The following is a 14096-nucleotide window of genomic DNA, read 5'->3' on the forward strand; positions in this document are numbered from 1 at the left end:
GTGTTTTTTTAGCGCTCAATATACAAATTTAAGCGTGGTATTAATAATTCAACTGCTTTTGCTTTAGGGCGATTACGAATAGCAATGTTATTTGCATGGTAATCGGGGAGTTCACCGACTTTAATTTCTGTCACCGTTTTTTCAAGTGCAAAAACAAATAAAGGTGTTGCACAGGCAAACTGCGTTTGTTTCTGTTGTTCTTTATCCCATACTCGAGCTATTGGCTGAACTTTGACAGGACGTTGAATTTTCAAAACCGCATTATGGGGTAGGGAATCAATTAAGCGAATTTCATTTTCCAATTGTAAAAGCCAGTGTTCTTTAGGTAAATGAAGAGGGGAGCGACCACTTTCTAAACTTGCTTGTAAACGGTCTAGTACTGTTTCTTTGGTCACTTTATTAATGACTTTTTTATTCGCCCAACCAAAATTAATCGTATCGATATCAACCAATGAGGTGAGGGTGCGGTAAGTATTTAGTGTTAGCAGTCCATGTAAACTGCTACGTATAAATTCGAATCGATGTGGCTCGTTAACTTGAGTGACTATTGCTTTTATATGCATCTTTAACTCATTGATCTTTGATATTAATGAATTAAAGTCACGATACGCCTGTAAATTGGTTTGTATACATATTGCCCCAGGTAAGCGGATAGCGGCTTTATTGCTAATTTCTTCAGATTTATTCTGTAAAAATAACAAGTTAATTAATTTTATTGTTTCTTTTACTGCATCATGGCTCACCACCGTTTCCACTGCGATTTGTTCTATCTCATTATTTTCTTCACCTTTGATGACCGAAGGTAATTGAAATACATGGGCTGTAAATGGTACTTGCTTTGATTGCTCCAATAGCAAAAGGCTAAATTGGTTTATTTGTGATTCCAATTCATTAAACGTATTAATCAGGTCTTGTTTATTTGTCATTTAGTTACAACATTCAATGTGTGGTAAACAATAATTAACATTAACTATCGTGTTTATCAATAAAAAATAAAGCCTAAAAGGGCAAGTGGGTATTTTAACACTTGTCCTTCTCTTATTATGACTTACGTTTACGCTAATTTATTTCTGCATCAATGACTTGGTAAAACGCATTTACCGTATCATTTATTGTCCAAATTGCTAAAATCACATGGTAACCTTTTTGATTCTTCGGTAATACGCAATTGTGCTCCACGCTCTCCCCTGGAATTTCTACACGTTCAAATTTACAAAATGGGGTTAGTATAAACTGTTTACGCGATAACGGCGAATTGGGTTGCCAATCTGGTTTAGTGATGAAGTATTCCCATTTTGTTGTTTTATGTTTCGCAGTAATGCGCCATTTAAACCTAACATTTGGTGAATTTATAATAGCTCGTTGCCACCGAACAGTAGTTTGTATGTCTAAGGGAGAAAAAAGAGCATTAGCTGCACTGGCAATTTTACCATCGGCTGGGCCGTATTTGGGAAAGCCTTGTTTGCCTTCAATGGATTGCGGTTCATATTGCACTGGGCCACATTGCTTATTTACCCCTAACTTACAATAGTATGAACGACTTTCAGGGGACTTAACATAGCCATGCGACCAGACCACAAAACTGCAACAAAAAAGCAATGGTGCAAATAAAAATGATTTTATAGAGAATGATTTCATTGGGTTTCCTCGTTATTAATAGACACTCATATCATCTACTAATAACGGGAGAAAATGGTAGTTTAACCTTTATCAGCCTCTAATCTACTGGTTATAACAAATTGATTTTAAACGACAAGCGATGATAAGACCGATAAACAGTATGCCAGCGATAAATAGCGCAACACCCGTCCAACCAAAGTGTTCCCAAAATAAACCACCGACTGTACCTGCGATACTTGACCCTGCATAATAACTGAATAAATACAGAGAAGAAGCTTGTCCTCGTGCTCGTTTCGCTCTACGTCCCACCCAGCTACTGGCAACAGAGTGCGCAGCAAAAAAACCGGTTGTTAGTACCGTCATCCCAAATAAAACTAACCACACATTCGAACACAATGTGATTAAAATACCAATTAACATCAAGGTAATAGAAGCTATCAATATACGACCAAGCCCATATTTTTGAGTTAGGCTTCCTGTTTTAGTCGCACTGTAAGTCCCTGTTAAATAAATAACAGATAGCAAGCCAACCGTAGACTGAGAAAATGAATAAGGTGCGTCAAGTAAACGATATCCGATGTAGTTATACATTGTGACAAAACCACCCATCAAGACAAAGCCTTCGATAAATAGAAAAGGTAAACCTTTGTCTCTAAAGTGTAGATGTAAATTAACCCATAGATTTTTAGGTTTTAAAGAACTCGCGCGGAAATGTTGAGAAGGGGGCAGTAAGCGCCAAAAGCCAATTGCGGCAATCAAGGCTAACGAACCTAAAATAACGACAGCAACACGCCATGAATAAAAATCTGCGATCACCCCCGTCATTAGCCGGCCGCTCATACCTCCCAGCGAGTTGCCACTAATATACAACCCCATAGATAGTGCAACATAACTAGGGTGGATCTCTTCACTTAAATAGGTCATAGCTACTGCAGCAACACCGCTTAGCGATAAACCAACTAATGCTCTGGCAATTAAGATCCCTTGCCAGCTCTGCATGATTGAGCTGAGTAGAGTAAATAATGCAGCGCAGGTCAATGCAATAACCATCACATTCTTACGGCCTATTGCGTCTGAAATTGGCCCAGTAATTAATAACCCTAATGCCATTAAGCCTGTACTCAGTGATAATGATAAACTTGCTGTTGCAGGGGAAATGTTAAAATCTTCTGACAGCATAGGCAAAATTGGCTGAACGAAATACAGCAAAGCAAATGTGGCAAAACCAACAGTAAAAAAGGATAAGGTCACACGTAAATACAGCGCGTCATCTCTTTGTATGTAATGTTTTTTTGGTGTGGTATGTCCCTGTAAGGGTGTTCTTATTCCTTCATTAGGTTGCTCAGATGTAAGGCTATTTTGTGAGTGTTCCATGTTTATTCCTTGTCATACCAACACACTTGATTTCGATCAAAGAATAGAAACTTTTTAGTTTTTTGTCTAATATATTAATTATTCATAATAATACTTTAAACATATTAATGGGTATTAACCAAACGATGAGTATAGAACTTAGACATCTTCGATACTTTATTGCTGTCGCGGAAGAACTTCATTTTGGTAGAGCTGCTGAACGATTGCATATTTCGCAGCCCCCTTTAAGTCAGCAAATACAAATACTTGAAGAGAAAATTAATGCAAAACTATTGGAAAGAAATAACCGAAATGTGGCCTTAACGGCAGCGGGGACTATGTTCTTAAAAGAAGCATATCAAATTTTAGCTCAAGTCGATGCAGCAGCAACAAAAGCAGCTCGCATGGAAAAGGGTGAACTTGGAGAGTTATCCATTGGTTTTACTTCAACTACGCCATTTATGCACAAAGTTACGATGAGCTTACGGCAATATCGAGAAGCTTACCCTGAAGTTTCTATTCATATGCACCAGATGAATACCAAACAACAGATAGCGCCATTAATTACGGGGCGAATTGATATTGGTATTATGAGAAATACGGTATTACCAGAACAATTGGATTATCAACTATTATTTAAAGAGCCTTTTATGGTAGCCGTCTATGAGGGACATCCATTATTAGAATTTATTGATGTAGGCGTAGATATTCAACAACTTGCTGATTATCCTTTTATTTTCTTTGAGCGCGATGTTGGTACAGCATTATATGATGAAATAAATCAATTACTAACATCTGCGGGAGTGGTTCCAACCATTTCTCAAGAAGCCGGGGAAGCCATGACTATTTTGGGACTAGTTTCCGCTGGTATGGGAATATCAGTGATTACAGAATCATTCACGCGTATGAAAATTGATGGTGTAAAATACTTAAAACTCACTAATCTTAATGCTTCATCTGAAGTCTGGTTAGTCTACAATACACGTAGAACATTGCCCTCCGTCGCAAAAAAATTAACGAATCTTTTGATGGCCAACATTGTTGGTAACCAAAAGTGAGCAAGTTCACACTTTTAATGTAAATGAAATCATTCATACACAGATTAAGGCATAATAACTCATTGCTTTATAAAGGAATTGAATTATTACCATGGTGAATCAAACTGGCCATATAGACCAAATCAAACAATTAAATACGGGTATTGTTTACCGTATCATTGATCAACATGGTCCAATTTCGCGTATTGCTTTGTCAAAACAAGCACAGCTTGCGCCCGCTAGTATCACCAAAATTACACGTGAACTTATGGATGCTCACTTAATTAAAGAATTAGAGTTTCCGGTACTCGGTCTGCGCGGACGCCCAGCAGTCGGGTTAGTCATTGAAAGTGAAGGGTGGCAATTTTTAGCTATTCGTATCGAAGGCCAAAAACTCACGATTTCCCTGAAAGAAATTAACGCGGTTACCTTAGCTCAAACAGAGTATCCATTTACACCGCTAGGAAATAGCGAATTTATCGATTTTCTTTCTGAATTAATTAGTCAATTCTTTGCCAGCCAGCAAAAAATATTAGAAAGAGTCACCGCGATAAGTATCCTTATTGATGGTATTTTAGACCCTCATACTGGCGTTATTTATCAGCATTCTTCTTTTAAAATCCACCAACTTGCCATCGCAGAATATCTTACCAAGCAAACTGGTTTACCCGTTTATTTACATCCGCCAGTGGATGCTTTAGCCTTAATGGACCTCTTCTCCCATCAGGAAAAAAGAAAAGAAAAAAATATCATTTACTTACAGCTACAAAATGTTGTTAATGTCATGGTATTAAACCATGGGACAACATTGGATACGAATACCCATCGGCCTATTCTATTCGGCCATACTCAATGTGAGCCTGAACAAAATAACGTTTGCTATTGTGGTAGCTATGATTGCTTAGAAACCCATACGTCCATTCCTGCAATATTACAACAAGCTAATAATTTGCTAATAAACTACCCAGATTCATTTTTGCATCAGCAAGATATCTCAATGGATAAAATTTGCGCTGGCGCAATTCTAAACGACAGTCTTTGTGTTTATCTTATTAATAAAGTTGCACAACAGTTGGCAAAACCGTTAGCACTGATGGTAAATTTATTGGGTAGTCAGCTCATTTTGGTTAATTCTCCTTTGAATCAAGATTCTGATCTGTTTTTAAAATGTTTACATAAACATATAAATAAACTTTCTATTCCTCTGTATTCGTCTACATTAGTGATAGAAAAATCTACATTTAGCATCAAAGATAGTGAAACTTCATTAATACAGCGAGCGTTATACGATGGTTCACTTCTACTACAACTATTACAAGGCTAAAACAATTCGATAATATTTACACTATCGTACACAAAATTGAGCTAACGCAAACTTCTCACTTACCCATTCCAATAAACTGAATCCATATCATTTTTGCAGCTTATTGCTGTATAAGTCTGTCACTTCAGGATAGAAAAAGACCATGATCAATCTATTTGTTACCGGGACAGATACAGATGTCGGGAAGACAGTATCGACGCTTGCCATCCTGCAAGCACTAAATAGCCAAGGAATTAAAGCCGTGGGCTACAAACCTATTGCTGACCAATGCATTGATACCCCTGAAGGAATCAGAAATAAAGATGCATTGCTAATTCACAGTGTTTCTAAAGACCTAGTTTCCTACGATGAAGTTAATCCTGTGCGTATCACGGACAATTACAGCCATGAGAACAGCATTGATTTCAATAAAATAAAGCATGGTCTAGACCATTTACATCATCAATGTGACATGGTTGTTATCGAAGGTAATGGGGGATGGCGCTATTTGCTTGATGACAATACTTTTTATGCAGACTGGTTAAAAGGCCAGCCGGTCGGTGTTATCTTAGTCGTAGGTATTCAACATGGCTGTGTTAATCATGCACTATTAACTGCGGATGCAATCCGAGCAGATGGATTACCATTAATCGGTTGGATGGCAAACCGTATCAACCCAGGGTTAGCGCACTATGCTCAAATAATTGATCGGTTACAACATCATATTAAGGCCCCATTAATTGGGGAAATCCCATATTTATTGCGGCCGGAAGAAAGAGAGCTAGGGCATTATCTCAATACAGATAAACTGCAAGAGCTTATCGCTATTCCTAATTAATTGCATTAATAACCCAACAAAGAAAAAGGGCGCTATCATCAAATAGCGCCCTTTATTTTACCTAAAATATAGACTAATGGCGGGTATAAATGATTTTATAAGAATCATTTTGGCAGTGACCTACAACTTGACCTTTAGATGAGTCAACTTCATCATTAGGTACTGCGACCAAACTAAAATTTTCAGCAGGAACGCCATTATTGATAATCTTTTGTTTGATTTCCTCAATCACACTTTCACATGAAGCTTGCGCAAAAGCGGGCGCTAACATCAGTACAAATAAGGGTAACAATAATTTCTTTTTCATCTTATCTCCTTGTTGAACAACAACTCCATAAGGCAACCTATTATCAGGTTATGGATTACTAATTGGACGACCATTACTCACATCAAGGCAACGTTTGGTGCTTGGCTCCCAATAAGCATTTAGATTAAGACTTTTTTCACATTTATCTTTTGCATCAAAAGCGGCATCTACTTTATCAAATTCTTTTTCAGTACGCGTATTAACTTTATTACGCAACATACGGGTACTATCCCATTGTTCCTTTTCTTGACGCGCTTGCTCTTTATTAAGAGAGTCATCGCCTTTACCTACTGAAACACAAGTACTACCTGCAGTACATGATGTTGTCGATTGTGCAGCAGGAGACGACGTAGCCCAAAGTAGAGGGAGACAAAAACATAACGCAGTTAAGCCAGTTTTCAACATTTTGTGTGAATTCATGGTAATTCCTTACTAAACAGGACTGATAATCTGAGTATAGCTAAAAGTGTGCTAGTGCGTCTGTATAGAATAGTACTAAAATCTAAAGTTGTTTATGTACGGTTAAACCTGCAAACGTTTGGCAAACAGGCATTAATTCTAATGTATTTACGTTCATGTGAGCAGGTAGCGTGGCAACCCAATACACTGTTTCAGCAATATCTTCAGGGGTCAGGGCATCTGCACCTTGATAAGTGCTAGCTGCTTTATCGTCATCCCCTTTAAAGCGAATATTTGAAAACTCTGTGCCACCAACTAAGCCTGGTTCAATATCGGTAACTCGAATTTTTTTCCCTTGTAAATCAGCACGTAAACCAAGTGAAAATTGTTTCACAAAGGCTTTGGTTGCACCATAAACATTACCACCTTTGTAGGGCCAACTTGCCGCAGTAGAACCAATATTAATAATGTGACCATGATTTTCGACTACCATGTTTTGCAACACCTCATAGGTCATATTCACTAAGCCTTTAGTATTCGTATTAATCATGACGTCCCAGTCATCAGGATTTGCATCAAAAGCAGGCTCTAGGCCCAATGCAAGACCGGCATTATTGACTAAGACATCAATGTTTTTGAGGTGAGTAGGTAAATTAGCGATTGCAGATTGAATGGCTTTTCTGTCTTGAACATCCAATGTTAATGGATAAAATTTATCCCCTAATTCTTGATGTAGGGCTTTTAAACGTTCAGTTCTACGCCCTGTACCAATAACAGTATGATTATTTTGAATAAATTTACGAGCGATTGATTCACCAAAGCCAGAAGAAGCGCCTGTTACTAATATAATCATGGAAACCTCAAATTTGTTATTGTTGTGTCAGCATGGCGTTATTCTAACGCCATCTAACATTAACTACAAAAATTGTTATAACCCTAATATTTGTTTGTCTTTTGGATAGCTCAATGTATAACTGAATGAAATTTGCTTTTCTTCATTAGGCTCTAAAGTAATATCCCAGGCTATTTCACCTGTACTTTTATTGGTAACTGCGTTTTTATCCTCTATTTCAGACACTTTTATCTCACTATCCTCACTTAGCGGAATTTGGTCATAAACCGTTAATTCAACTGGTTTCGCATGCATATTTTTTACTTTGATCAAGTAACTTTCTGTTTGTTGGATTGTTGATCCCATAAAACTCGGTTTTTTCTTTATTTTTTCATTTGGTTCACGGGAAACTTGAATACTCTTGTCAACACCAAAAGGAACTCGTAATGTATCAACCAATTGATTTGCATTAATCATAACGTTGCCAATATATGTATTACCATAATAAATATTAGCATTTCCATTCAATAGGTTAAGTGATTGCCAATTGTCGATATCTGCTTGTAAGAACACCTCTTCAATCAGTTTTGGCGTGGTGGTATATTTGTATTTTACATCGAGATTTTGTTGTTTGATGGTGACAGTATTCGGCTTGTTCGCGCTTTTTAGTGAATAAGGCAGGGCGATTTGATAATTTAAATTGATACCATTATTAGACGTTGTAACAAAGTCTGATATACCTGAATTGATTGTTTTTTTCTTCTCACTAACACCATTTTCTTGATACATTGCCACAGGGGCTGCAGGCATCCTCATTCGAACCTGACGCGCTATTTGAGCATTATCATCATAAACGGATAAGCGCCAAGGCTGTAAAACAGAAGGCGTGATATTTTTTGATGGGTTAACCGTCGATAAGGTCAAATTGACTTTTTCCCAATCAATGCCTGTATTTTGAATTAAATTGGCTTTATACGTGAGGGTGATTGGCGACTCAACGTCCTGACTACGAATGTCATAACTTGGTGACCACGCGGCATCAGGCGTTAAATAGGACAATTGTAGCTGTGCAATGGTTGGTTTAGCCGCATCGACCAACATGACAATCTGAGTTTGCTGGCCAACAGACGAGGGCATTTTTTCATCGATCTGCGTTTGCAATATCGCAAGTTTTTCTTCTAACTTATCAATCTCTAATTGGTATTTTTGTTGTTCATGCAATATTGAAGTCATTTGTTGACGTATAAAGTCTAACTTTTGAGAGGACTGTTCTAATGATTGCGCGTTATTTTCCCCAAAAAAGCGCTGATCTTTCAATAAGCTTAATTGCTCTTCACCGACTTTAATTGCAATGTTTAAGTTTTCAACTTGCTGAACTAAGTCCTTTTGTTGTTCTTGTAATTCAACAATATTGGCGGGGTATGTAGGTGTAACTGCCACATTTTGTACATTTACGGAACGAATAGTCACATCACTATTATCAAAGTCAATTGAAAGCGTTCGAGCGTCAATATTGCTTGCTATATTCGTAAGAACAACCTCAGTCTGCCCCTTATTAAGTGACAGTGTCACACTGTTGTCTAAGGTAGCACCGCGCAAAAACACGGTTGCATGATTTAGTTTAACATCTTGATTTAGTTTTGTTTCAGCATCAGCACGTACGTGTTGAGAAGCCAAAAGTGTTGCGAATAATAAGCCGCTGACCAGCCGAGTAGGAACTGTCATTTTTAACTCCAATCAGAAGTACCGCTAAGTAAGATAATGACTAAAACTAGCTTATTTGACTTTTATTAGATAACAGATAAAACCTAAAAACTGACAAAAGTAGAAGGACAGAAGGGATAAAACACCCATCAGCAGGTGTTTTATCTTGTTGGGCAGGGGCGACTTATTCTTCGAAATACCAATATCCTTGATTGATAAATTCGGTTAATTGCGCAACAAAATCTCGGTTATTCAGTGCCTTACCAAGTTCATTGCTGTCGACTTCCGTAAACTGGCACAATGCATCCGCACCCTTTGTTTCTGTGGTAATCCAGCTTTCAGAATTCACGAAAAAGTGCTCATTAATACGCATCACACGCAAACCGCTCAGTCGGATCAGTTTTTCACCATCATTCAGTGCACTCAGCACTTCTTCCGGTTGGTATGGCGGTTCCGCAGGCGCAATATCCAATTCATGACGTAGAGTCGTTGCAAAACGGCCTAACCACTGTTCAAAATCACCCGGTTTGTTGATCATTTCAATCATCATGGCTCGTAGACGTTCAACCTCATGAGGTTTCATGGTGCCTGTGTTTTCAGTCACCGTGAGGTCAGGATCGCTATAATTTATGCCACCTAAATCCTGTTCCAGCGCATAGTCTGCAAAACTGCTCAGCAGATCACGTCCTGTTGGCCCGCGAAAGCCGACAGAATAGTTCATGGTATCTTCGAAAGTGAAACCATCATGAGGGAATCCCGGCGGAATATACAGAATATCTCCAGGCGCTATTTCTACGTCAATAATCGGTTCAAATGGGTCGACATGTAATAATGCCGGATGTGAGCAGAATTGACGCATAGGTAGGGCATCGCCCACACGCCAGCGGCGGCGTCCCATACCTTGGATGATGAAAACATCATAGTTATCAATATGAGGTCCAACACCACCTTCAGGCACCGAATAGGAGATCATTAAATCATCAAGACGCCACTCGGGTAGTACACGAAACGGTTTTACCAGTTCGGCCGCTGGCATATGCCAATGGTTGACCGCTTGCACCAGTAGTGACCATCCTTTTTCGCCTAATTCGCTGAAATCTTCAAACGGGCCGTGACTCGCTTCCCATTTGTTATCAATAAAGCTGACTAGGCGACTGTCAACTTCCGGCTCCATGGCTAAGCCCGCCAGTTCATCCGGTGTGATAGGGTCGACAAAATCAGGAAATGCATTTTTCAATACAACGGGTTTTTTCTGCCAGTATTTTTCTAAAAATTCAGGCCAGTTAAGATTCAGTTTGTAAGCCATGTGACCACATCTATATGAGTAAATTAGCGGGTAATTATAGAAGTAATACACCGTCATATTCTTGTTTGGCGTCAAACGTCGGTCAATAACTTTTGTGGGAATATCCGTAACATATTGCCAGAATTCATTTCTCACAATAATCATAATATGAATTAGGTTAGTTAGCATGGGACTAACAGATATCAGAGCAATTGCAGAACCCATAGAAGTTATTGCAAAACGGAAGATTTATGAAGTCAAATTGGGTTTAAAACCAAAAAAGAACCAACAACGGATTAACCAGCCAAAACGCTGGATTTCTTCATTTCATACTTAGGTTCGCATAATGCATATTATGTTAAATAGAATCTCAGGGCAAAAATAGGCCTTGCTCGTTCAGTCATTGTTAACACCCTATTGACTTAGATTGGTATTCAGCTTATTTATATGCGCTTAATAATAACCTGCCTATGCTTCGGATATGCCGTAATGAGTGAATATAAATCGAAAGACCCTTTACATGGAGTTACACTAGAAATGCAAGTTAATGCGTTGGTTGATAGATACGGTTGGAGCCAACTTGGACGCATTATAAAAATAAACTGCTTTAACAAAGATCCAAGTATTAAATCTAGCTTAAAGTTTCTTCGTCGCACGCCATGGGCAAGAACTGAAGTTGAGTTACTCTATTTGGATATGATAGAAAACAATTCGATTGATAATACGGGAGCATATCCTAATGACCCATGGTGTAATTCACGACGTTAAAAGCCAAGATAATATTAACGCCTCACTAATGACCACAATCATACATAACAAATATCTACTTAAGCCTTAAATCTACCTTAATGATGTTTAAGGTTTAGGCATTACGGCCGCCCCGCTGGTTAATACCCCTTTCACAAAATCGGGTTGAAATTTCATGGTTAAAAACTTACGTAACCCAATTTTGGCGATCGGTTACATAAGCAATTAACCTTTTCATGAATAATGAAAAATACTGACATCTATACCAATGAGCCTCACTCCAAACGGGATATGCGTGACCTCGCCTCATCAAGATGATTACGCAACGCAGTAAGACATCGGCCAAAATTATTTGATAACCGATCACAATTATTTACCAAGGTGAAAAACTCTTCCGCTAGTGCTAACGCCTCTCGCCAAATATCCCCACTGATCCCATCAAGTAGAGTTGCCACTCGAAGTGAGTTTACGATTTCACCGCCCGATTTAGGAGCAAACCCCATAGGCAAAATATCGTAGGCTGGCGCAAGCTGATATGGACGACCATGGCTACTAATAAATGATAAATTACCATGGTGCATATCCGTATTTCCTATCAACATGCCAAATGCCCAAAGTCGCGCAGTACTAATGGCGGCATCGGCATCTACATACCCTTGTTTGACAAGGTCATTCACCAATACAGGCCAAGGTTTCATCGCTTTGCCAACAAACTCAGCTTCTAGAGCTTGTAAAGAGAAAAGGCCTATGCGACCCAGTGAACCTACTCGGTCAAACCGAGGAACTTCAAGAAAGCGCTGCCCACCAAAATCAAAAACTTCTGTTTCTACACCAAGCACTTTTAACGCAAGATGTTCAGCTTGCAATAAATCGCGCCACCGTTCGCTGATTACGTTATCGTCCAGCGCCGTAAATTTTACGAGTACATGACCACGATCGGTATAAGTACAAAATTTTGGTTGCTCTCCACCGGCTGATGAGCCTGGAGCTTCTCCAGAACTGACAGCCAATGCTAGTGAGGGATAGGTTATAGCTCGATCAACAGGTGTCGGTGAAGGCATATTCAAAAATTGCTTTTTTGCCTGCTCCCCAATTAATAAGTTTCCTACTGCATCATGACCATGGGTAATTAAAGCCCTTATTATATCGCTATCTGACCAGTGTTCTGGGTTAGCCGGTAGACCAAGTTCTGCTGAATAAGTTGATGCATACGCCCGACCAAGATACCCCTGTGGACGCATATCAAACAACCACCATGGCAGGCCATCACTATAAAGGCAGACATTATCTTCCTGCTCCATGACAAATCCTCCGGGGTAAACTGGGATCAGTTTCCCTAGTGGCCTTAAGGTTCCCTCTTCACTGATGCGATAAATAGGTGCCGTGTCAAACCCGCGAAAAGTATCACGCAAAGCATATTGAATAGATGGGCCCGAACCAATTCGAACAATGTCTTCACCAAGTGATGTTAACGCTCGAGAAATGGTTGGCTGACTAATATTCATTATATCAGCGAGTTGCCTTGCCGTTGCTGGCTCTCGACGCAATAATTGACGAATCATTTCAAGTCTATTTGTCATGATTTAATCACTCAGTGAATAGGTTTATGAATAGATAAATGAATATCTATATGAATAGATAATCTATCAGCCACCGCTACTTTTGTCACGTGGAAGTTAAACAACCACCGCTGGATACTGAAAGCCGTTGTATTAACTCATAGCATTCATGGATTACCAGTTACTTTTAGTGAAGTTGCCAGAGCGCTAGAAAAAGGAAATTTATTGAATAGAAAAATACAAGGTCGTTGGCAATTTTGCCCAAGAAGGCCGAGAGTCGGCTTCTGCTTTAACTTGGGGATCCTATATCGCCAAAAAATGCAAAGAGAGCAAACAGCGAATAATCCGATTATATTGTGTTCCCCACTAGACCCAACCAATTTTACTGGTACTGCATTTCGCATCTTGAGCTTTACAAAAAATACTGCCTTGCCCTTGCCCTAATTCACAACGCCGAGAGGTTTTGTTTCGTGCTGTTTGCTCGGACATTGCAGCTTCTGCATAAAAATTAGAAAAAGGAGATAAAGCGCAAACATGCACAACAACAGAATCATTACGGGATGGTTTCCCATGATAATGGGATTTTGCGACAGCAAAACTACTAAATAACAAGAATAATAACGTAATCTTTTTCATCTTAGAGATCTTTTAATGATTTGAATTGCATAAAATTACAATCACTTAACGCAAATCACTAGCGGAACACTCTGATTAAAAATTAACGATACCCTCTTTTGTGATTTTGTGAAGACCAACTGTATGTTATATCACTGGGTACTAATTTATCTTTTTTCTTTTCTGCTCGTCGTTTTTTAGCTTGTTTTTCGACTTCTTGAGATATTTCGGTAATAATTTGTTTTCTTACCTTGCTCTGCTCAGAATTGGTTAATTCACGGCCTAGTTTCTTCCTTTCTTGCGCGAGTCTCGTGCGCACTTGGATTTTTTGAGTTTCGGTCATTTCTTGAATCGTTAGCATCTTCATAGTATTACCCCTTACTCATATTAAAATACCTAACGACAATATATCATTATTACGCAGTAAAATACTAACCCTCGTTTTAAACCTAACATTAATGCCAAGCAATAGGATTAAGAGTATAGTAAACCCATTG

General features: G+C 38.8%; 15 protein-coding genes. 4 read left to right on the top strand and 11 right to left on the bottom strand.

Annotated elements, in window-relative coordinates; genetic code table 11:
• Positions 1–8: 8 nt before the first annotated feature.
• The 3 genes from tus to P3L37_RS09610 form a co-directional block, all read right to left on the bottom strand.
• Positions 9–926, bottom strand: a complete 918-nt coding sequence (gene tus, locus P3L37_RS09600) for a DNA replication terminus site-binding protein (protein WP_110731942.1) — start codon at positions 924–926, stop codon at positions 9–11.
• A gap of 133 nt (positions 927–1059) precedes the next feature.
• Positions 1060–1638 carry a lytic polysaccharide monooxygenase gene (locus P3L37_RS09605; RefSeq protein WP_004910963.1) on the bottom strand — a complete coding sequence of 193 codons (579 nt, stop codon included), beginning with the start codon at positions 1636–1638 and terminating at the stop codon, positions 1060–1062.
• An 84-nt stretch (positions 1639–1722) separates the two neighbouring features.
• Positions 1723–2994, bottom strand: coding sequence for an MFS transporter (locus P3L37_RS09610; protein ID WP_109912251.1), 1272 nt, complete (start codon positions 2992–2994; stop codon positions 1723–1725).
• Between the two features lie 125 nt (positions 2995–3119).
• On the opposite strand from P3L37_RS09610, the gene P3L37_RS09615 reads away from it, so the two are divergent.
• The 3 genes from P3L37_RS09615 to bioD all read left to right on the top strand — a co-directional run bounded on the left by P3L37_RS09615 (position 3120) and on the right by bioD (position 6151).
• Positions 3120–4031, top strand: a complete 912-nt coding sequence (locus P3L37_RS09615) for a LysR family transcriptional regulator (protein WP_004910958.1) — start codon at positions 3120–3122, stop codon at positions 4029–4031.
• Positions 4032–4122: 91 nt separating this feature from the next.
• Positions 4123–5334: an ROK family protein gene (locus tag P3L37_RS09620; RefSeq protein WP_110731941.1), complete on the top strand. Its 1212-nt coding sequence runs from the start codon at positions 4123–4125 to the stop codon at positions 5332–5334.
• Positions 5335–5476: 142 nt separating this feature from the next.
• Entirely contained in the window at positions 5477–6151 is a 675-nt protein-coding gene (bioD, locus tag P3L37_RS09625; RefSeq protein WP_004910953.1) for a dethiobiotin synthase, read from the top strand.
• 73 nt (positions 6152–6224) lie between these two features.
• On the opposite strand, the gene P3L37_RS09630 is transcribed toward bioD, so the two are convergent.
• From P3L37_RS09630 to P3L37_RS09650, 5 genes are all read right to left on the bottom strand, one after another.
• Positions 6225–6458: a DUF1161 domain-containing protein gene (locus P3L37_RS09630; protein ID WP_004910951.1), complete on the bottom strand. Its 234-nt coding sequence runs from the start codon at positions 6456–6458 to the stop codon at positions 6225–6227.
• A gap of 48 nt (positions 6459–6506) precedes the next feature.
• On the bottom strand, positions 6507–6878 hold the full coding sequence (locus P3L37_RS09635) for a DUF1283 family protein (RefSeq protein WP_004910949.1): 372 nt from the start codon (positions 6876–6878) through the stop codon (positions 6507–6509).
• A gap of 82 nt (positions 6879–6960) precedes the next feature.
• Positions 6961–7710 (bottom strand): bifunctional NADP-dependent 3-hydroxy acid dehydrogenase/3-hydroxypropionate dehydrogenase YdfG, encoded by a 750-nt coding sequence (gene ydfG, locus P3L37_RS09640; protein WP_109912249.1) that lies wholly within the window; start codon positions 7708–7710, stop codon positions 6961–6963.
• A 75-nt stretch (positions 7711–7785) separates the two neighbouring features.
• Entirely contained in the window at positions 7786–9414 is a 1629-nt protein-coding gene (locus P3L37_RS09645) for a DUF4139 domain-containing protein (protein WP_109912248.1), read from the bottom strand.
• A 163-nt stretch (positions 9415–9577) separates the two neighbouring features.
• Positions 9578–10699 (bottom strand): cupin domain-containing protein, encoded by a 1122-nt coding sequence (locus P3L37_RS09650; RefSeq protein WP_110732281.1) that lies wholly within the window; start codon positions 10697–10699, stop codon positions 9578–9580.
• Between the two features lie 468 nt (positions 10700–11167).
• Here P3L37_RS09650 and P3L37_RS09655 point away from each other — a divergent pair, with 468 nt between their 5' ends.
• The gene (locus P3L37_RS09655; protein WP_004910941.1) at positions 11168–11446 is read left to right on the top strand and encodes a VF530 family DNA-binding protein; all 279 of its coding nucleotides are present in this window, start codon (positions 11168–11170) and stop codon (positions 11444–11446) included.
• 254 nt (positions 11447–11700) lie between these two features.
• Here the strand turns inward: P3L37_RS09655 and yjjJ are convergent, their stop codons facing one another.
• From yjjJ to P3L37_RS09670, 3 genes are all read right to left on the bottom strand, one after another.
• Positions 11701–13005 carry a type II toxin-antitoxin system HipA family toxin YjjJ gene (gene yjjJ / locus P3L37_RS09660; protein ID WP_272667283.1) on the bottom strand — a complete coding sequence of 435 codons (1305 nt, stop codon included), beginning with the start codon at positions 13003–13005 and terminating at the stop codon, positions 11701–11703.
• Positions 13006–13350: 345 nt separating this feature from the next.
• Positions 13351–13620 carry a hypothetical protein gene (locus tag P3L37_RS09665; RefSeq protein ID WP_181937002.1) on the bottom strand — a complete coding sequence of 90 codons (270 nt, stop codon included), beginning with the start codon at positions 13618–13620 and terminating at the stop codon, positions 13351–13353.
• An 82-nt stretch (positions 13621–13702) separates the two neighbouring features.
• The gene (locus tag P3L37_RS09670) at positions 13703–13966 is read right to left on the bottom strand and encodes a DUF3811 domain-containing protein (RefSeq protein ID WP_109912245.1); all 264 of its coding nucleotides are present in this window, start codon (positions 13964–13966) and stop codon (positions 13703–13705) included.
• Positions 13967–14096: the final 130 nt, after the last annotated feature.

The organism is Providencia sp. PROV114 (assembly GCF_032704305.1).
Classification (GTDB): Bacteria; Pseudomonadota; Gammaproteobacteria; order Enterobacterales; family Enterobacteriaceae; genus Providencia; species Providencia rettgeri.